The organism is Prochlorococcus marinus str. MIT 9314, assembly GCF_000760035.1.
Lineage (GTDB): Bacteria > Cyanobacteriota > Cyanobacteriia > PCC-6307 > Cyanobiaceae > Prochlorococcus_A > Prochlorococcus_A marinus_B.
The window spans coordinates 71,505-88,770 of sequence record NZ_JNAO01000001.1 but is presented as its reverse complement, the minus strand read 5'-3'; the positions used below and the strand labels follow the sequence as shown (position 1 = coordinate 88,770).

Below are 17,266 nucleotides of genomic sequence, written 5' to 3'. Positions count from 1 at the left end.
CAAGCTAGAGCCCAAAAATAGAGTAGGCTTACAAAATATAAGAAATTAATCAGGTCAAAGCCACTAAATGTCTTTTTTTGAACTATTAGAGAATACACCCAAATTTTTTGGATTCATGGGAATATTTCTTTTTATTTGTACCATAGCAGCTTTTATTTTTAATTTTAGCTTTAAATTTCGAATAATAGGAGCTACTATCTTTTCATTATTGCTTTCTTTGAGTAGTTGGGCATTTATACAAAGTTATAATGAAAAAGTTGTTATAGAAGATGCAAAATATCTTCCAATTGTTTATGACAATGGTTTTGATTTGATTATTGCTAAAGCAGATGATGATTTTCCCGAAGAATCTATTGAACCAACTTTAAAACAATTATCGGAAAACTTATTGAAAGGTAGCCGATCGGGAGCAAACGTAAAAATAAAGATAAGGAAACTTGAAAAAATTTCGGATAATATAAGTAAGCCAGTCGTAATAGGAGAAGTACAAAAAAATGTCAAAATGAATTTGTCTCTAAAAAATGAAAATTAAAAAATTTTTAGACTTTTTGCCCACTAACTTTAGACATGAGAAATCTTTTTTTATTCAAAACAACCTAACTGACTTTGAAAAATTAAGTAATCTTTCAGATCTAGATATAAATGAGATTCAAAGAAAATCTTCACTATGTACATTGAATAATCTTAAGAAAATTAGAGCTATAGCTATTTTAAAAAAAGAAATTGGAATTTCTCCACCACAAGCATATCTACTTTTACATTGCGGTATATCTTCTATAAAATCATTATCCCTATCTACTCCTTACGAATTAGAACGCAAAATTGGTAGATTAGAGAGAAATCTTAGAGTAAAAACTCAGGCAGATACAACTTTTACTCTTTTAAAAGAATGGATTAAAAAAGCTAGTCAAATCGACAAATCTATTTGAAATATTGGATAAAAAAATTTTTTAATGTAGAATTTAGAAAAAGTTAGTGATAATGAAACCTTTGTTATTTTTGTTATTTTTGTTTTCCAACTTTACATATCCTGTTTTAAGTCAATCTAACTTATTGGAAACTGTAAAAAAGAATCCAAACGAAGCTAGGAATTTTTGTAATAAGTTTAGAGAGTTTAATTCAAAAGGCATTTCAGCTAGTTCAGATAAAGCTATAGACTATGTATCAAATAAAAAAAAGTTAACTCCCGTTAACGCAGAGATCTTTTCTATTTACGTCATTGGGCTGCACTGTCCAGACATTATCTAAAACCTAAATGTCTGGTTCAAGATGGTTTGACAAGTCTCTAATACTTAGAGATGGAGTAAAACTTATATCAAGGATTTGGTTACCTAACAGTAATGGGCCATGGCCTGCATTATTAATGAGACAACCTTATGGCAGGGAAATTGCTTCAACTATTACCTATTCTCATCCTGAATGGTGGGCTTCCAAAGGGTATATGGTCATAATTCAAGACGTTAGAGGTATGGGTTCTTCTGAAGGAGTCTTTAATGGTTTTTCTCAAGAAGCTAGCGATACTTCAGAAACTCATGAATGGGTAAGGTCTCTAAAAGAATGTAATGGAAAACTTGGCTTATATGGTTTTTCATATCAAGGATTTACTCAATTAACTGGTGAATTAAATTCAAAGCCGCCCGATTGTTTATCTCCAGCAATGACTGGGATGAATATTAAGGATCATTGGTGCTCAGATGGAGGAGCATATTGGTGGCATAACAATATTGCATGGGGACTTCAAATCGCGGCTCTAAAAATGAAAAAAGAAAATAATTTACTTGAGTGGGGAAAGATAAGATTAGCATTAGAAAATAAAAGTTATTTAACGGAAGGAATTGAAATTTTAAAAAAATATGATCCTAATAGCTTTGTTTTGGAATGGCTTAAAAATTTAAATAATACTCGCCCATTTAAAGAATTTAAACCAATTTCAACCTGGATTAAACAACCTATGTTAATTATTGGAGGACTTTGGGATCCACATTTAAAAGGTGCCTTTGATCTTTATAAAAAATCTAAAGAAGCTGGTGGGAGCCCAGAGATTATTATTGGGAATGCAACACATCTAAATTGGTGGGAAGGATCACAAGAATCTTTATTAAATTTTTTTGATAAACATTTAAAGTTAGATGAAGATTTTAATTCTAAGAATTTAAAAGACGAGAAAAAAATATGGAATATTTCATTAAATAAATGGGAAGATTTAGATAACAAATTTAATCCTGAATTTATTTTTGGACTCAAAAGCGATGGTACAGCAAATGTAGAGGTTGAAGATGGAAGTCTGACCATAAATTCAAAAGGATCAGGATGGTTCACAATTGTTCATGACCCATGGAGACCCACTCCATCTGACGGTGGACATTTAGGTCCAAATCCAGGAAAGTTTAATAGAAGCATTATTGATAAACGACTGGATGTAGGTGTTTTTCAAACCAATTCTTTTGAAGAAGATCAATATTTAACAGGAGTCCCCACATTAGAAATCCAAGTAAAAAGTGATCAGCCCAATTTCGATATCTGCCTTGCTTTATCACTTGTTGAAGAAGGTAATGCAAAGGTGAATCAATTTTCAACCGGATTCTTAAGGGTTAAAAACTCCAAAATAAGTGAAGAATACAGTTATCAAATAACAATGCAACCAACAAATATTTGTTTGATTAAAGATAGCAAGCTTCGCTTATCTATATCTGCAGCAGCTTATCCCGCTATTGGAGTTAATCCTGGATTTGGGGAGGGAAATATTGGATCTCCTTCAGCAAATCATAGAGTTATTACTCTAAGTTTTAGCCTTGAAAAAACATTTATGAAAATGAACCCTTTTTTTTATAAATAATTAATTTTTTGGTTAATCATTTGATATTATTAATCGTTAATATCTACCAGTCATGATCGAGACAATTCAAGCAGACTGGATTAAATCAGAAGCTATCAACCTAGAAAATTGTTGCAATGATAATCCATTAAAAATATTAGGTCCTCATTTTTATGAAGAACAATGGGTAATAAGGGTATGGATGCCTGAAGCCGACGAAGTTAAAATAAATTTTAAAAACAATACCTACAAGGCTGAAAGCATAAACCATAAATGGCTTTTTGAAGCTATCCTGCCTGAAAATCCAAATCACAATTACGAAATAAATATTTCACGAGGAGGGATCACACATACACAACATGACCCTTGGTCATATAGAGAAGAGTGGATGGGAGAAGTTGATAGACATCTTTTTGCAGAAGGTAATCATCATCATATTTGGGAAAAAATGGGAGCACATCTCATTGAAGAAAAGAATCAAAAAGGGGTCATGTTTTGCATTTGGGCTCCAAATGCAAAATCAATCTCGATAATTGGAGATATAAATTCTTGGGATGGAAGACACCATCCAATGCAAAAAAGATTAGGGGGAATTTGGGAACTATTCATGCCATCAATGCAAGAGGGCGACACATATAAATACGAAATAAGAACACAACAAGGTCATATTTATGAGAAAGCTGATCCATATGGTTTCCTTCATGAAATCAGACCTCAAAATGGTTCAATAGTTTCAAAGTTGAGAAACTTTAATTGGAATGATAGTTCTTGGATTTCAAACAGAGATTCTTCTAGTCAAATTAACAAGCCAATTTCAGTTTATGAAATGCATTTAGGAAGTTGGCTCCATGAATCAACAGATAATAAATATCTGGAAGACAATGGTGAACCAAGAGACCCAGTGCCTGCCGCTGATTTAAAACCGGGAACGAGATTATTAACTTATCCAGAATTAACCGAGAAACTCATCCCTTATGTAAAAGAGAGAGGATTCACTCATATTGAACTTATGCCAATATCTGAACATCCTTTCGATGGCTCATGGGGTTACCAAGTTACAGGCTGGTATGCACCAACAAGTAGATTTGGTACCCCAAATGAATTCAGAGAGTTTGTTAATAAATGTCATGAAGAGGGCATTGGTGTAATTCTTGATTGGGTGCCTGGTCATTTTCCAAAAGATAAGCATGGTTTAGCGTTTTTTGATGGTTGTCATCTTTATGAACATGGAGATTCGCGCATTGGTGAACATAAAGAATGGGGAACCCTAATATTTAATTACAGCAGAAACGAAGTAAGAAATTTCTTAGTAGCAAACCTCGTTTATTGGTTTGAAGAGTTTCATATTGATGGCATAAGAGTAGATGCTGTAGCTTCAATGCTTTACAGAGATTATCTACGTCCAGATGGAGAATGGATACCCAATGAAAATGGTGGGAATGAAAATATAGAAGCCGTTAAATTTCTTCAACAGGCTAATCATGTACTCTTCCAACATTTCCCAGGTGCACTTTCTATCGCTGAAGAATCAACAACTTGGCCAATGGTAACCAAACCAACTGACATGGGAGGGTTAGGGTTTAACTTGAAATGGAATATGGGATGGATGCACGATATGCTCGATTACTTTGAAATAGATCCTTGGTTTAGGCAATTCCATCAAAATAGCGTAACTTTCTCAATAACATATAACTATACAGAGAACTTTATGCTTGCACTTAGTCATGATGAGGTTGTCCATGGGAAAAGTCATCTTTTGCATAAAATGCCTGGTGATGACTGGAAGAAATATGCAAATACTCGAGCTTTACTAACTTATATGTGGACCCACCCTGGTAAAAAAACTATATTTATGGGAATGGAATTTGGGCAAAGACAAGAATGGAATGTTTGGGATGATTTGCAATGGGAGTTACTAGAGTTTGAGCCTCATAAAGGTATAAGAAACTTGATTGATGACCTAAATGCACTCTATAAAAATGAACCTGCATTATGGAAAAATGACTTTGACCCGTATGGATTCCAATGGATTGATTGTAATGACAAATCTAATTCGGTTATAAGTTTCATGAGAAGAGAAAACGATACCAATGAATGGCTTGTTGTTGTTGCCAACTTTACACCTAATACTCATGGGTCATACAAAGTAGGTGTTCCTGTGAAAGGATTCTATAAAGAAATATTTAATTCAGATGGCTCTAGATACGGTGGAAGTAACAAAGGAAATATGGGGGGCAAAGAAACTATAAATTACAATATTCATGATTATCAAAATGCTCTAGAACTTGCTTTGCCCCCATTAAGCGTGAGTATCTTCAAGCATCAATCAAAAAAATAAGAAGGTTCATATAATTTAGTGCTTCATATAAATGTTCATATAACGCTTTTGCTCTGCTTTGCATTGTAAGATTTTTAAGTTGGATTTTAATTTTTTTTAAAAAATATCAAATTGAAAAATGGGTCAAGATTTACCACTACTACTTTCTGCCGCATTAGGTAAAAAAGTAAATAGGCCTCCAGTATGGATGATGAGGCAAGCAGGAAGATATATGAAAATCTATAGAGATTTAAGAGAGCGTTACCCAAGCTTTAGAGAGAGGTCTGAAAATCCAGAATTATCATATGAGATTTCAATGCAGCCTTTTCATGCTTTCAAACCTGATGGTGTGATCCTTTTTTCAGATATTCTCACACCCCTTCCAGGGATGGGCATAAATTTTGAAATAATAGAAAGTAAAGGTCCAATTATTGAGAACCCAATAAGAACTCTTAACCAGGTTGAAAAGTTACAAGAATTAAATCCAAGTGAGAGTTTAAGTTTTGTTGGACAAGTTCTTTCTTCACTAAAAAGAGATGTAAATAATGAGGCAACTGTTTTAGGTTTTGTTGGCGCCCCTTGGACTCTTGCTGCATATGTAGTTGAAGGAAAAAGCAGTAAAAATTATTCTTTAATAAAATCAATGGCTTTTAATGAACCAGATTTACTTCATAAACTTCTTGATCATTTTGCTAAATCTATTGGTGAATATCTTAAATATCAAATAAAATCTGGAGCGCAAGTAGTACAAATTTTTGATTCATGGGCAGGCCAACTAAGCCCACAAGATTACGATATCTTTGCTGGGCCGTATCAAAGAAAAGTTGTTGAAATTGTAAAAGCGGAATACCCTGAAACACCGATAATTCTTTACATTTCAGGAAGTGCTGGAGTCATAGAAAGAATGGCAAAAACAGGAGTAGATATAATCTCATTAGACTGGACAGTAGATATTGAAGAGGCTTGTAAAAGAATCCCTAGGGGGATAGGAATTCAAGGTAATGTTGACCCCGGCATCTTATTCGGAAACAAAGAATCAATAAAAGAAAGGATAGATAATACTTTCAATAAAATTAAAGACAGGAAATATATTCTTAATTTGGGTCATGGGATTTTACCTGGGACTCCAGAAGAAAATGCTCAAACATTTTTTGAACATGGAAAAAAACTCACTTACTAGTCAAAGTCTTGGGATATAAAAACTTATTAATAACGGGCGCTAATGGATGTGTTGGCCAATATTTAGTTGATTGGTTTTTGAAAAACACAAAATTCAGGCTTTATCTCATGGTAAGAGACAAAAGTAAGTTACCAATTTCTGTTCTAGAAAATAAAAAAGTCAAGTTAATGGTTTGCGATATCAGGGAATCAAATAGGTATAAAAAGGAAATTAGTCAAATTAATTACTTAATACATACTGCTACAGCTTGGGGAGATCCAAAAAGAGCCTATGAAGTAAACATTAAAGCTTTTGAAGAATTACTAGAAATGCTTGATATTGAAAAGTTAGAGAAGATTATTTATTTTTCAACAGCTAGTATTCTTGATACCCAAACAGAATTAATGAGGGAATCATTGATTTATGGAACAGAGTACATTCAAACAAAATATGAATGTTTCCAGAGACTAAAAGAAAGCTCATTTGCAGAAAAAACATTCGCTGTTTTCCCTACCTTGGTTTTTGGAGGGAATCTTGGAAAAAAAAGTAAATATCCCGTAAGTTATTTAACTAGTGGATTGAAAGAAATTGGGAAATGGCTTTGGTTAGCAAGATTTTTAAAACTCGATTCTAAATTTCACTTTATACACGCAAATGATATCGCCCAGATTTGCGGGTTTCTAATTAGAAATCATAAAGAAGAGCAATACAAAGGCTTTAGAAAATTTGTGCTAGGTCAAAAATTCATTTCAATAGATGATGCCATAATTACACTTTTAAAGAAACATAATATGAGGAGATTATTTGCGATACCCCTTACAAAAAAAATTCTAAAAATATTATTAAGAATTCTTCCCATCCAAACTACTGCTTGGGATAGCTTCAGTATCAAAAAATATGACTTTAATCATGTCCCCATCACTAATCCTGAGACTTTCAAACTTAAAAGTTATGCCAAGTCACTGAATGATATTCTAAGGTTATCAAAGTTACCAAGCTGTAATAACAATTAAAATTCTCGCAGTTAGGTTACCAAAGCCTTGTAATATATATAAATAAGCAAATTTTTTATTATGTTACGTTCAATCTTTGCAGGGTTATTTGCAATAGTTTTAACTCTAGGTATAGGTACTTCATCAGTTTCAGCTAAGACTGTTGAAGTTAAACTTGGAACAGATGCTGGAATGCTTGCATTTGAACCAAGTACAGTAACCATTAGTGCTGGCGATACAGTTAAATTCGTTAATAATAAACTTGCCCCTCACAATGCTGTTTTTGATGGACATGAGGAATTAAGTCATGCGGATCTAGCTTTTGCTCCAGGAGAGTCTTGGGAAGAAACATTTGATACTGCTGGAACTTATGATTACTATTGCGAGCCACACAGAGGCGCTGGAATGGTAGGTAAAGTTATTGTTGAATAAATCTCCTAAATAGTAAATACCCTTTTTGACTTAATATTTATTACGGTAATACCCAAATTTTGATTGATGAAAATTGTTCCAAGCGAATTCTCAAATTCTGCTTGGAACAATTTTATTTTCGCCAAAGAAATTGCTTATAAAAATTATCAACAAAATGTAGACTCTGATAATTTATTATTAGCTCTTATAAAAGATGACAATATTACAAAAAAAATTTTAAAAAAAAATAATGTGAATCTAAAAGATCTTGAGAGGGAAATAATTTTTTCATTAAATGCGAAGGCAAAAATGAAAAATAAACAAGATAATTTATATATTGGTGATACTCTTCACAAAATATTATGGAAGGCGAATGACATTAAAAATAATTTAAATGATGTAGTGATATCAACAGAACACTTAGTTTACGGTTTCACTTATGATGATAAATATGGATTTCAAATTTTAAATCAAAAAGGTATTCCAGAATTTTTTGAAATTATAAAGAAAATGAAGTCAGATCCGGCAGTAAAAAATGAATTTAATAGTTCTAATGAGTCTTTGGAAAAATATGGTATTGATCTAACTCAATCTGCACGAGATGGGATTTTAGACCCTGTTATTGGTAGGGATGAAGAGATCAGAAGAACAATTCAAATATTGAGTAGAAGAACAAAAAATAATCCAGTTCTTATTGGAGAACCTGGTGTTGGGAAAACAGCCATTGTAGAAGGGTTAGCTCAAAGAATTATTAATGGCGATGTACCTTCTGCGCTACAAGATAGGAAACTAATTTCATTAGATATGGGTTCACTTTTAGCTGGAGCAAAATATCGTGGAGAATTTGAAGAAAGAATAAAAAATATTCTAAAGAAAGTGAAAGAATCGGACGGTAAGATTATTCTTTTTATTGATGAAATCCATACGGTAGTTGGTGCAGGTGCTAGTGGAGGTTCTTTAGATGCAAGCAACCTATTAAAACCAATGCTTGCGAGAGGAGAACTTAGATGTATTGGTGCTACAACTATTAATGAACATAAACAAAATATAGAAAAAGATCCTGCTTTAGAACGAAGATTTCAAAAGATAAAAGTTGATGCTCCTTCAATAGATGATACTGTATCAATTTTAAGAGGATTGAGAGAAAGATACGAAGTTCATCATAGTGTGAGAATTTCTGATAATGCTTTAGTTGCTGCCGCAACCCTTAGCGAAAGATATATTAATGATAGATTTCTTCCTGACAAAGCAATTGATCTAATCGATGAAGCAGCCTCAAGATTAAATATGGTCATAACTTCCAAACCTGATGAAATTGATGAAATTGATCGAAAAGTTCTACAGTTTGAGATGGAAAAATTATCTTTAAAAAGAGAAACGGATGATTTTTCTATAGAAAGATTAAAAAAAATCAATAATGAACTTATATCCCTTAAAGATAAACAGGCAGAATTAGGCGCTCAATGGAAAAAAGAAAAAGATGAAATTGATGAGATTAGCACCATAAAAGAAGAAATTGAATCTGTTCAATTGCAAATAGATCAAGCCAAAAGGAGTTTTGACCTCAACAAAGCAGCAGAATTAGAATTTGGAACTTTAAATTCTTTGCAAAAAAAATTGAAAGAAAAAAGTCAGTCCCTTGTAAATTCTCAAAAAAATGGAGATACAAGTCTTTTAAGGCAAGAGGTAACTTTTGATGATATTGCAGAAGTTGTCTCAAAGTGGACCTCTATTCCAGTACAGAACTTAAACCAGTCAGAAAAAGATAAACTCTTGAGCCTCGAGTCAATCCTTAAAGAAAAAATTATTGGTCAAGATAGTGCAATTAGGGCAGTTGCAGATTCCATTAAGAGATCAAGGACTGGTCTAAATGATCCAAGCAAGCCATTAGCCAGTTTTCTCTTTTTAGGTCCAACTGGTGTTGGGAAAACAGAGCTAAGTAAAGTAACAGCCAAAATAATATTCGATTCAAATTCTTCGATTACAAGACTCGATATGTCTGAATATATGGAAAAGCATTCAGTAAGCAAAATTATAGGTGCGCCTCCTGGATATTTAGGTTTCGAATCAGGCGGTCAACTAACTGAAGCTGTACGCAAAAATCCTTATTCATTAATACTCCTAGATGAAATAGAGAAAGCTCACAAAGATATTTTAGATATTCTCTTACAGGTTCTTGATGATGGAATCATTACTGATGGTCAAGGTCGTACAATAAATTTCAAAAATTCAATCATTGTTCTCACAAGTAATTTAGGAAGTCAATCAATAAATGATTTATCAGTTAGAAAAGAAGATACAAATGAAATTAAAAAAGTTGTAGATAATGAAATTAAAAAATTTTTCAAGCCTGAGTTTTTAAATCGACTTGATGAAATAGTTATTTTTAATAATTTAGAAATATATGACATAAAAGAAATTGCAAAAATCCAGCTTCAACATTTAGAAAAAAGACTTAACAAAAAAAACTTAAAATTCAAAATTACGGATGAAGCAATTAACCAACTTGTCGAAAATAGTTTCGATCATACCTATGGTGCAAGGCCTTTAAAAAGAATTATTCAAAAACAAATTGAGACAAAAATTTCAAATAATATATTGAATAATCATTACCTTAATAAAGACGAGATTAATATTTATCTGATTAATGGAGAGATAAATGTTGATTAAATATCTAATTAAAGAATCCTATATGACTTTAAAATTAACAACTTTAATCTAAGTTTTGAACCAATCAGGAATTTCCTCATAACTTGCTTTATTCGATTTATTTTCTTTTGATTCTGTTTTCCAACAACATGTTCTGCCCTTATCCTTATCCTGTAAGTATTCATTAGCCCATCTCCAAATTAATTCAGAAGTGAACTCCATTCCCACATTATCCATAATTCTCAGATCTAAAGCATCTAAGTCATGTAATTTTTCCCAGTAATTCAGCAAAGGGTCATCTTTATTTATTAGAAAAGTATGGTCAAATTGCTCCTTTAGTCTATTTTCTAGAGGCTTTAGACTTGAAAAATCGACAACAAAACCATTTAGGTCTAGTTTTTTTGCAATGAACCAAAAGGTGAATGATCTTGAATATCCATGCACAAATCTGCAGTGGCCTTCATGACGCCATTGCCTATGTGAGCAGGGAAAATCCTCGTAACTTTTGCTGCATGAAAATTTCAGAGAATGAATATACATCAATTAACTGTTAGGATAATTTTTAATAAAACACATTGAGTAGGATTTAACATAACGAAAATAATGACTTATTCAACTAATTTTTCGATAGATGATCTACGCTTTGATAATTATGGATTAATCCCTGCAATAGCACAAGATTGGCTTGACGGATCAATTCTTATGCTTGCTTGGATGAACAAAGAATCTTTGACAATGACTCTTGAAACCAAAAACGTTCATTATTGGAGTAGATCAAGATCCGAAATCTGGAGAAAAGGAGCTACAAGTGGAAGTACCCAAATACTTAAGGAGATAAGATTCGACTGCGATAATGATGCACTAATCCTTTTGATAGAACAAAATGGTTCAGGAGCATGCCACACTGGAGAAAAAAGTTGTTTTTTCAACGAAATCAAAATTAATAAAAGTGATAAAAAAGAGAAAAAAACAACTCCCTTCTCAAATATTTGCTCTGAATTATTCAATACAATTAACGAAAGATCAATAAATCCATCAGAAAAAAGTTACACAAATCATTTATTAACAAAAGGTAGTAATACTATTTTAAAAAAAATAGGAGAGGAATCTGCAGAATTTATAATGGCTTGCAAAGATAATGATAAAAATTCAATCTCAAATGAAGCTGCTGATTTAATTTATCATCTGCAAGTAGCCCTTATGCATAAAGGGGTTGAGTGGAGAGATGTACTTGCTGTTCTAGAATCAAGAAGAAAAATTAAATAATTAAAATTTATAATTTTAACTTTTTTACCTAAAAAATTTTAAAAATAATGTAAATAAACTAATTAATAATTATTAATTAATTATTAATTAATTATTACATGTATGGCTTATCACTGGATTGACTATAAGTTAAATATATCAACAATGAGGTAAATCGTGAGTTCATTAAGCGATTTTCTTGGTGAAATAGGTCGTCATCAACTTTTGACTCCCGAAAGAGAACTCACAATGGGCAGAAAAGTCCAAGAAATGGTAGTACTTGTTAATAGATGTCAAGAGGCAGGAGGGAAAGGCCCCGCTTGTGAATACTCCGAAGCTGAGAGAAAAAAGATAAAAATTGGTGAAAAAGCTAAAAACGAAATGATAACAGCCAACCTAAGACTAGTTGTCAACCTCGCCAAGAGATACCAAGGGAAGGGATTAGAATTACTGGACTTAATTCAGGAGGGTACATTAGGTCTTACAAGGGCCGTAGAAAAATATGATCCGTCTAGAGGACATAGATTTTCCACCTATGCTTACTGGTGGATTAGGCAAGGTTTAAATAGAGCATTGTCAACTCAAAGTAGAACGATAAGGATCCCTGTCAACATTAATGAAAAACTTACAAAACTAAGATCAGCAAAATCAAAGCTCATGCAACTTAAAGGTATTCCACCTACTAGTGATGAACTAGCTGAAGAAATGAAAATAACCAAAGAGGAAATTGACGAACTCCTTTCTTGTGAATTGAGAAGTATCACTGTTAGTCTCCAAGGTACTGTTAAATCAAAATCAGATCCTTCCGAGTTAGTTGATATTCTTCCAAGTGATCAAACTCCCCCAATGGAATTAGCCGAATTAGCCGAAAGGACAGCCTCGGCTTGGAAGTTATTAGATAAAGCAAATTTAACTGAGAAAGAAAGAAAAATAGTAAGCTTAAGATTTGGTTTAGACGGTTCAAATGAATGGAGAACTCTAGCTGAAGTTGCAAGACATATGAGTTGTAGCAGGGAATATTGCCGACAAGTTGTCCAACGTGCTTTAAGAAAACTTAGAAAAGCAGGAATACAGAATGGATTAGTTGATAGTATTAGCTAAAAATTCCATTAAATATTTAAATTTCATTTATAAGGATGAAAGAGAATTACAAAACTCAAGAAAAAATCTATGATGCTGAAGTTTTAGAAAGTTCAACATTTGATGAAAATATCATTATCAAGATTCTTATTAAAGCGGGAAGAACAATTGCTAAGCCTGCCTTAGAAGTTTTGGAGATGGCATTAGATCCTTATACTCCTGCACAAGCGAGAGTTTCATTAATGGCTGCTCTAGCATATTTAATTATGCCATTTGATCTTTTCCCTGACTTTATGCCTTTAGTGGGTTTTAGTGATGATTTTGTTGCCCTCACAGCAGTACTCAGTATATGGAGCAAATACATGACTCCTTCAATAAGAGCAAGAGCAGAAAATAAGCTTAATAAGTTATTTCCTTTTTATTGAATGAGTAAATTATCTATACAGGAAGAAAAGGAACTCATCTCGTTCATTAAAGATTGGTTAAAAACGCATGGATTTACCCAAAAAGACTTAGCAAATGAATTAAATATTAAATCTAGTAGAACCTCCGAGATTATTCTCAAAATGAAAGAATTATATAAAAAAGGCGGAATGTTCAATATTGCAAAAAATCTTATAAAGATTGAGCAAAAATGGTTAAAAAATATCAAGAACGATTATCTAGAAACAAAACAAACACCACCTTATAATCAATTAGATATCGACTCATTAGTAAACCAAATAAATCAAGATGCTAGTAAATAAATATTATTTTAAATAATATATTTTTAATTAAAAATGACATAACTTTTTAAAACTAACGTTTAAATGAATATCGTTTCAACTCCTAAATAAGATAAATAATTGAATTATTAAAGCAAAAATAATATGTATTTTTAAGTTAAATTAATTCTTTTAATAAATAGTTAATAATTACTAAATTTTTTTGTAAATCATATTTAAAATGCTTGAATCCAGGGATAAATATCATAATTAATCCATATACCTTTTTCCCAATATATATCCTCCTCAATAAGATCTTTCAACTCGTTTACATCATTAGCATTAAAAATTCCAAACAAATATTTGGTACATTTTGTTGGCCCTAATGTAATTAAAATATTGCTATCTTTTAAGTTTTTAAGTCTCTTAAGATGTTGTTCTCGAAATGGTTCCCTTTTAATAATTGCATCTTCACAGTACCGTCCAAAAACTACAAACTTTTCCATTTTTAAATATAAATAATAGAATGAATAGATACTTAATAATTGCATATATTACACGCAGATTGCTATGTTATTTAATACAACTTTCTTTTAATTAATTATGCTAACTGGTAGCGATCTCCTTGCAAAAGTTAAAGAACTTGGTGATGTTAGCAAATCTGACCTAGTTCGCGCCTGTGGATATGTTTCCACTAAAAAAAACGGAGGTGAACGCTTAAACTTTACCGCATTTTATGAAGCACTTTTAGAAGCAAAAGGGGTTAATCTTGGTGATTCTGGAGTTGCAGGTATTGGAAAAGGTGGAAGAAAACTTAGTTATATTGCTACAGTTCAAGGCAATGGAAATCTTCTGATTGGGAAAGCATATACAGCACTTCTTGATTTAAAAGCGGGTGATGAATTCGAAATTAAGCTAGGAAGAAAACAAATCAGATTATTACCTACAGAAGAATCTTAAAGACAACAACAATAAATTTGTCATAACATTTTTAATAAATATTCTACATATAATTCTTTAAATAATAAATTATCTTTTTATTTATTTTTTTTATCAGCAGCTAAACGCATTTCTTTACAAAACTCACCAACATGATCGACTACATCTTTTTCACTTGAGCTCGAGATTCGTTTTACAAATGCACTACCAATAATTACTCCATCTGCTCCCCACTCACGAACTTTATTAACATGTTCTGGAGTTGATATTCCAAAACCAACAGCAATTGGATTGCTATTTACATTTTTTAATTTAGCGATAAGATTTTCTACTCTATTTTCCATTTTGTTTCTCTCACCAGTGACACCTGTAACACTTACTAAATAAGTAAAGCCTTTTGTATGATTTGATATTTGTTTCATTCTTTCAAAAGGAGTAGTTGGCGCTACCAATAAAATTAAGTCCATAGAATGTTTACTTACTATTTTAGAAAATTTATAAGCTTCCTCCAAAGGGAGGTCAGGAACTATTAGTCCAGAAACTCCAGCATCAGATGCCATCTCACAAAACCTTTCAAAGCCAAAGCATAGTAATGGATTCAAGTAAGAAAAAAGGATGATGGGGATATTTAATTTACCTTTTAAAGACTCTAAAAGAGTAATTACTTTTTTTAAGCTAGTACCTGACTTTAAGGCGCGAGAGGCCGCCACTTGAATAACAGGTCCATCTGCAAGTGGGTCACTATACGGGATACCTAATTCAATAAGGTCAGCTCCATTTTCTTGTAACTTTAATAAGATCTCAGAAGTTATTTCAATATTGGGATCTCCAGCCATTATAAAAGGCATTAAAGCAAATTTTTTTTTATTTTTTAACTCACAAAACATCTCATCTACCTTAGATAAAGATTTATTTTTGGTAATTTGCATTTTGTTATCTTTCATAATTTTTAGATATTTTTCTATGAAAAATTTATGGATTTTTCTCTAAATCTTCCATAAGTTTTTGCTGCTCTTCCTTTGACAGTGAGTTGAATTTGGTTTCTAGTTTATCATTAACAACTTTTTCATACTCTTTTCTATAACGCTTCCTTTGTTCCATAAAAGTCATTTTTCCATTTACAACTCTATAAACATAAGATGTTACCCAAGTAATAACAATCAAAATCAAGATACAACTTGATAGAGTAGTGGCTGTTAAATTATCGATACCAATTTGCGGTGCAAATTTATAACTAATCAATCCTATTAATGAAATAAATAAACCTATTTGTATAACTTTTCCTTTAGTCAATTATTTACCCTTTACCACTTCCTTTTAGTCTGAGATTTAAAAATGGAGAGAATAAAATTAAACCTGGAAAGAAAAGAAATACAAGGCCATAAATTCCTAATCTTTCAAATTTTCCCATAATATTCCATCTATTATTCATCCAGTAAAATAGTAACAATGGGATAAACAATAAATAGGTAGAAATAATTCCGATATAAGCAATTAAAGTAGCGAATGAATTATTGAAAAAACTTTCCATTTTAATTTATGGTTGCTTAGTTAAAACATAACAACTATTGGAAGTTATCGTCAGAACTAAAAATAAATAATTAAATAGTGGGAGTGGGGGGACTTGAACCCCCACGAGCTAAATCGCTCGACGGATTTTAAGTCCGGCGCGTCTACCAATTCCGCCACACTCCCAAAAGGAATTTGCGCTTTCTAATCGTAGCTGAAAGTAACCCATTTAACCAAGAAAAATTGGAATATTTACACTTTTAATTGTCAGATTAAATCTAATTTTTTAATTTACTATTCCTTCTACTTGCCATTGTAAAGTTTCACCTGCATGAAATGGTTTTATTTGACCGACAATATTTTTTTCTTCAACAATATCAATATATTCTTTAATTTTGTTAGGTCTAGAAACTAATTTTAATTTTTCTTTATTAGGTGGGACATTATAAAAATTAGGGCCATTCAAACTTGCAAACTTTTCAAAATTGTCTAGAGCATCCTCCTCTTCGAAAACTGTTAAGTAGCTTTCTATTGCTACTGGCGAATTAAAAATGCCTGCACATCCACAAAAAGCCTTCCACTTCCTAAGGTGTGGAGCAGAGTCAGTGCCCAAGAAAAAACATTTTTTCCCACTTGTTGCCGCTCTCCTTAAAGCGAGTCTATTATTTTCCCTTTTAGCAACTGGTAAGCAGTAAAAATCACTATTTAAGCCTCCAAAAAACATTGCATTTCTATTTATATGCAAATGATGCGGAGTAATAGTAGCCCCAATATTATTATCTTGCACAAAATCCACTGCGTAAGAGGTGGTTATATGTTCTAGAACTATTTTTAATTTTGGAAATCTTTTGGTTATTTGAGAAAGTTCTTTATCTATAAAAACTTCTTCTCTATCGAATACATCTACTTCAGAATCAGTCACTTCCCCATGAATTAAAAGAGGCATTCCAGATTCTTGCATTAATTCAAAGATCTTGTACAGATTTTCTATTTTCCTAACTCCATGACTGGAATTTGTTGTGGAATTAGCAGGATATAATTTTGCTGCAAAAAAAACATTATTTTTAAAACCATTAATTAGTTCCCCTTTATCAGTGTCATCTGTAAGATAAATTGTCATTAATGGTTCAAACTTAGAACTTTCTGGTAGCGCTTCAACAATAGATTTCCTATAAGAAATAGCGCTATTGATTGATGTTATAGGACTTTTAGTATTTGGCATAACAATGGCTCTTCCAAAATATTCCGAAGTAAACCGAATGATATTTTTTAATACAAGACCTTCTCTTAAATGTAAATGCCAATCATCAGGTTTTATTATGTTTAAAGTCTTCAAAATTTTTTCTATTTAATCAATTTTAACAGCAAATTAAAATTGACAATAAATTATAGATATTCGAGGATAGTTATTAACCAATTTTGAAAATTTTTATTATCTTAATTAAA

Annotated in this window: 20 protein-coding genes and 1 tRNA gene; 14 read left to right on the top strand and 7 right to left on the bottom strand. The window is 31.8% G+C overall.

The genetic code is table 11. The features are described 5' to 3' along the window. Positions 1–67: 67 nt before the first annotated feature. From EU98_RS0108670 to EU98_RS08210, 9 genes are all read left to right on the top strand, one after another. Positions 68–532 (top strand): DUF2518 family protein, encoded by a 465-nt coding sequence (locus EU98_RS0108670; protein ID WP_032514947.1) that lies wholly within the window; start codon positions 68–70, stop codon positions 530–532. After that, the gene (locus tag EU98_RS08180; RefSeq protein WP_032514946.1) at positions 522–929 is read left to right on the top strand and encodes a DUF4332 domain-containing protein; all 408 of its coding nucleotides are present in this window, start codon (positions 522–524) and stop codon (positions 927–929) included. The genes EU98_RS0108670 and EU98_RS08180 overlap by 11 nt, the downstream gene beginning before the upstream one ends. Before the next feature lie 52 nt (positions 930–981). Continuing rightward, positions 982–1,248 carry a hypothetical protein gene (locus EU98_RS10075; protein WP_032514945.1) on the top strand — a complete coding sequence of 89 codons (267 nt, stop codon included), beginning with the start codon at positions 982–984 and terminating at the stop codon, positions 1,246–1,248. A gap of 7 nt (positions 1,249–1,255) precedes the next feature. After that, on the top strand, positions 1,256–2,836 hold the full coding sequence (locus tag EU98_RS08185; RefSeq protein ID WP_032514944.1) for a CocE/NonD family hydrolase: 1,581 nt from the start codon (positions 1,256–1,258) through the stop codon (positions 2,834–2,836). Positions 2,837–2,888: 52 nt separating this feature from the next. Beyond that, on the top strand, positions 2,889–5,153 hold the full coding sequence (gene glgB / locus EU98_RS08190) for a 1,4-alpha-glucan branching protein GlgB (RefSeq protein ID WP_032514943.1): 2,265 nt from the start codon (positions 2,889–2,891) through the stop codon (positions 5,151–5,153). Between the two features lie 118 nt (positions 5,154–5,271). Beyond that, positions 5,272–6,312: a uroporphyrinogen decarboxylase gene (hemE, locus tag EU98_RS08195; protein WP_032514942.1), complete on the top strand. Its 1,041-nt coding sequence runs from the start codon at positions 5,272–5,274 to the stop codon at positions 6,310–6,312. Between the two features lie 8 nt (positions 6,313–6,320). Further along, positions 6,321–7,304, top strand: coding sequence for an NAD-dependent epimerase/dehydratase family protein (locus EU98_RS08200; RefSeq protein WP_032514941.1), 984 nt, complete (start codon positions 6,321–6,323; stop codon positions 7,302–7,304). A 60-nt stretch (positions 7,305–7,364) separates the two neighbouring features. Continuing rightward, a complete protein-coding gene (petE, locus tag EU98_RS08205) occupies positions 7,365–7,715 on the top strand; it encodes a plastocyanin (protein WP_032514940.1) in 351 nt (116 codons plus the stop codon). 66 nt (positions 7,716–7,781) lie between these two features. After that, positions 7,782–10,364 carry an ATP-dependent Clp protease ATP-binding subunit gene (locus tag EU98_RS08210; protein ID WP_032514939.1) on the top strand — a complete coding sequence of 861 codons (2,583 nt, stop codon included), beginning with the start codon at positions 7,782–7,784 and terminating at the stop codon, positions 10,362–10,364. A 48-nt stretch (positions 10,365–10,412) separates the two neighbouring features. Here the strand turns inward: EU98_RS08210 and EU98_RS0108660 are convergent, their stop codons facing one another. After that, positions 10,413–10,883: a 6-carboxytetrahydropterin synthase gene (locus tag EU98_RS0108660; protein ID WP_032514938.1), complete on the bottom strand. Its 471-nt coding sequence runs from the start codon at positions 10,881–10,883 to the stop codon at positions 10,413–10,415. A gap of 63 nt (positions 10,884–10,946) precedes the next feature. Here EU98_RS0108660 and hisIE point away from each other — a divergent pair, with 63 nt between their 5' ends. From hisIE to EU98_RS08230, 4 genes are all read left to right on the top strand, one after another. Continuing rightward, positions 10,947–11,609, top strand: coding sequence for a bifunctional phosphoribosyl-AMP cyclohydrolase/phosphoribosyl-ATP diphosphatase HisIE (hisIE, locus tag EU98_RS08215; protein ID WP_032514937.1), 663 nt, complete (start codon positions 10,947–10,949; stop codon positions 11,607–11,609). Positions 11,610–11,765: 156 nt separating this feature from the next. Beyond that, positions 11,766–12,689: a sigma-70 family RNA polymerase sigma factor gene (locus tag EU98_RS08220; RefSeq protein ID WP_025924308.1), complete on the top strand. Its 924-nt coding sequence runs from the start codon at positions 11,766–11,768 to the stop codon at positions 12,687–12,689. Positions 12,690–12,724: 35 nt separating this feature from the next. Then, positions 12,725–13,093 (top strand): YkvA family protein, encoded by a 369-nt coding sequence (locus EU98_RS08225; protein WP_025955403.1) that lies wholly within the window; start codon positions 12,725–12,727, stop codon positions 13,091–13,093. Then, the gene (locus EU98_RS08230) at positions 13,094–13,414 is read left to right on the top strand and encodes a hypothetical protein (protein ID WP_032514935.1); all 321 of its coding nucleotides are present in this window, start codon (positions 13,094–13,096) and stop codon (positions 13,412–13,414) included. A 194-nt stretch (positions 13,415–13,608) separates the two neighbouring features. Here EU98_RS08230 and EU98_RS08235 read toward each other — a convergent pair whose 3' ends face one another. Then, on the bottom strand, positions 13,609–13,878 hold the full coding sequence (locus tag EU98_RS08235) for a YciI family protein (RefSeq protein WP_032514934.1): 270 nt from the start codon (positions 13,876–13,878) through the stop codon (positions 13,609–13,611). 97 nt (positions 13,879–13,975) lie between these two features. Between EU98_RS08235 and EU98_RS08240 the strand changes: the two genes are divergently transcribed. Beyond that, positions 13,976–14,332, top strand: coding sequence for an AbrB family transcriptional regulator (locus EU98_RS08240; RefSeq protein WP_011818077.1), 357 nt, complete (start codon positions 13,976–13,978; stop codon positions 14,330–14,332). 77 nt (positions 14,333–14,409) lie between these two features. On the opposite strand, the gene trpA is transcribed toward EU98_RS08240, so the two are convergent. The 5 genes from trpA to pyrC form a co-directional block, all read right to left on the bottom strand. After that, positions 14,410–15,255, bottom strand: coding sequence for a tryptophan synthase subunit alpha (gene trpA, locus EU98_RS08245; RefSeq protein WP_032514933.1), 846 nt, complete (start codon positions 15,253–15,255; stop codon positions 14,410–14,412). 28 nt (positions 15,256–15,283) lie between these two features. Beyond that, a complete protein-coding gene (locus tag EU98_RS08250; protein ID WP_032514932.1) occupies positions 15,284–15,604 on the bottom strand; it encodes a DUF3007 family protein in 321 nt (106 codons plus the stop codon). A 4-nt stretch (positions 15,605–15,608) separates the two neighbouring features. Beyond that, positions 15,609–15,842 carry an NAD(P)H-quinone oxidoreductase subunit L gene (gene ndhL, locus EU98_RS0108655; protein WP_032514931.1) on the bottom strand — a complete coding sequence of 78 codons (234 nt, stop codon included), beginning with the start codon at positions 15,840–15,842 and terminating at the stop codon, positions 15,609–15,611. 78 nt (positions 15,843–15,920) lie between these two features. Then, a tRNA-Leu gene (locus EU98_RS08255) sits at positions 15,921–16,006 on the bottom strand. 100 nt (positions 16,007–16,106) lie between these two features. Continuing rightward, positions 16,107–17,156, bottom strand: a complete 1,050-nt coding sequence (gene pyrC / locus EU98_RS08260) for a dihydroorotase (RefSeq protein ID WP_080725810.1) — start codon at positions 17,154–17,156, stop codon at positions 16,107–16,109. Between the last annotated feature and the right edge of the window lie 110 nt (positions 17,157–17,266).

Excerpts from the sequence above, each read along its gene's own strand:
- EU98_RS0108670 (WP_032514947.1), top strand. The coding sequence starts at position 68 with ATGTCTTTTTTTGAACTATTAGAGAATACACCCAAATTTTTTGGATTC.
- EU98_RS08180 (WP_032514946.1), top strand. The coding sequence starts at position 522 with ATGAAAATTAAAAAATTTTTAGACTTTTTGCCCACTAACTTTAGACAT.
- EU98_RS10075 (WP_032514945.1), top strand. The coding sequence starts at position 982 with ATGAAACCTTTGTTATTTTTGTTATTTTTGTTTTCCAACTTTACATAT.
- EU98_RS08185 (WP_032514944.1), top strand. The coding sequence starts at position 1,256 with ATGTCTGGTTCAAGATGGTTTGACAAGTCTCTAATACTTAGAGATGGA.
- glgB (WP_032514943.1), top strand. The coding sequence starts at position 2,889 with ATGATCGAGACAATTCAAGCAGACTGGATTAAATCAGAAGCTATCAAC.
- hemE (WP_032514942.1), top strand. The coding sequence starts at position 5,272 with ATGGGTCAAGATTTACCACTACTACTTTCTGCCGCATTAGGTAAAAAA.
- petE (WP_032514940.1), top strand. The coding sequence starts at position 7,365 with ATGTTACGTTCAATCTTTGCAGGGTTATTTGCAATAGTTTTAACTCTA.
- EU98_RS08210 (WP_032514939.1), top strand. The coding sequence starts at position 7,782 with ATGAAAATTGTTCCAAGCGAATTCTCAAATTCTGCTTGGAACAATTTT.
- EU98_RS0108660 (WP_032514938.1), bottom strand. The coding sequence starts at position 10,883 with ATGTATATTCATTCTCTGAAATTTTCATGCAGCAAAAGTTACGAGGAT.
- hisIE (WP_032514937.1), top strand. The coding sequence starts at position 10,947 with ATGACTTATTCAACTAATTTTTCGATAGATGATCTACGCTTTGATAAT.
- EU98_RS08225 (WP_025955403.1), top strand. The coding sequence starts at position 12,725 with ATGAAAGAGAATTACAAAACTCAAGAAAAAATCTATGATGCTGAAGTT.
- EU98_RS08230 (WP_032514935.1), top strand. The coding sequence starts at position 13,094 with ATGAGTAAATTATCTATACAGGAAGAAAAGGAACTCATCTCGTTCATT.
- EU98_RS08235 (WP_032514934.1), bottom strand. The coding sequence starts at position 13,878 with ATGGAAAAGTTTGTAGTTTTTGGACGGTACTGTGAAGATGCAATTATT.
- EU98_RS08240 (WP_011818077.1), top strand. The coding sequence starts at position 13,976 with ATGCTAACTGGTAGCGATCTCCTTGCAAAAGTTAAAGAACTTGGTGAT.
- trpA (WP_032514933.1), bottom strand. The coding sequence starts at position 15,255 with ATGAAAGATAACAAAATGCAAATTACCAAAAATAAATCTTTATCTAAG.
- ndhL (WP_032514931.1), bottom strand. The coding sequence starts at position 15,842 with ATGGAAAGTTTTTTCAATAATTCATTCGCTACTTTAATTGCTTATATC.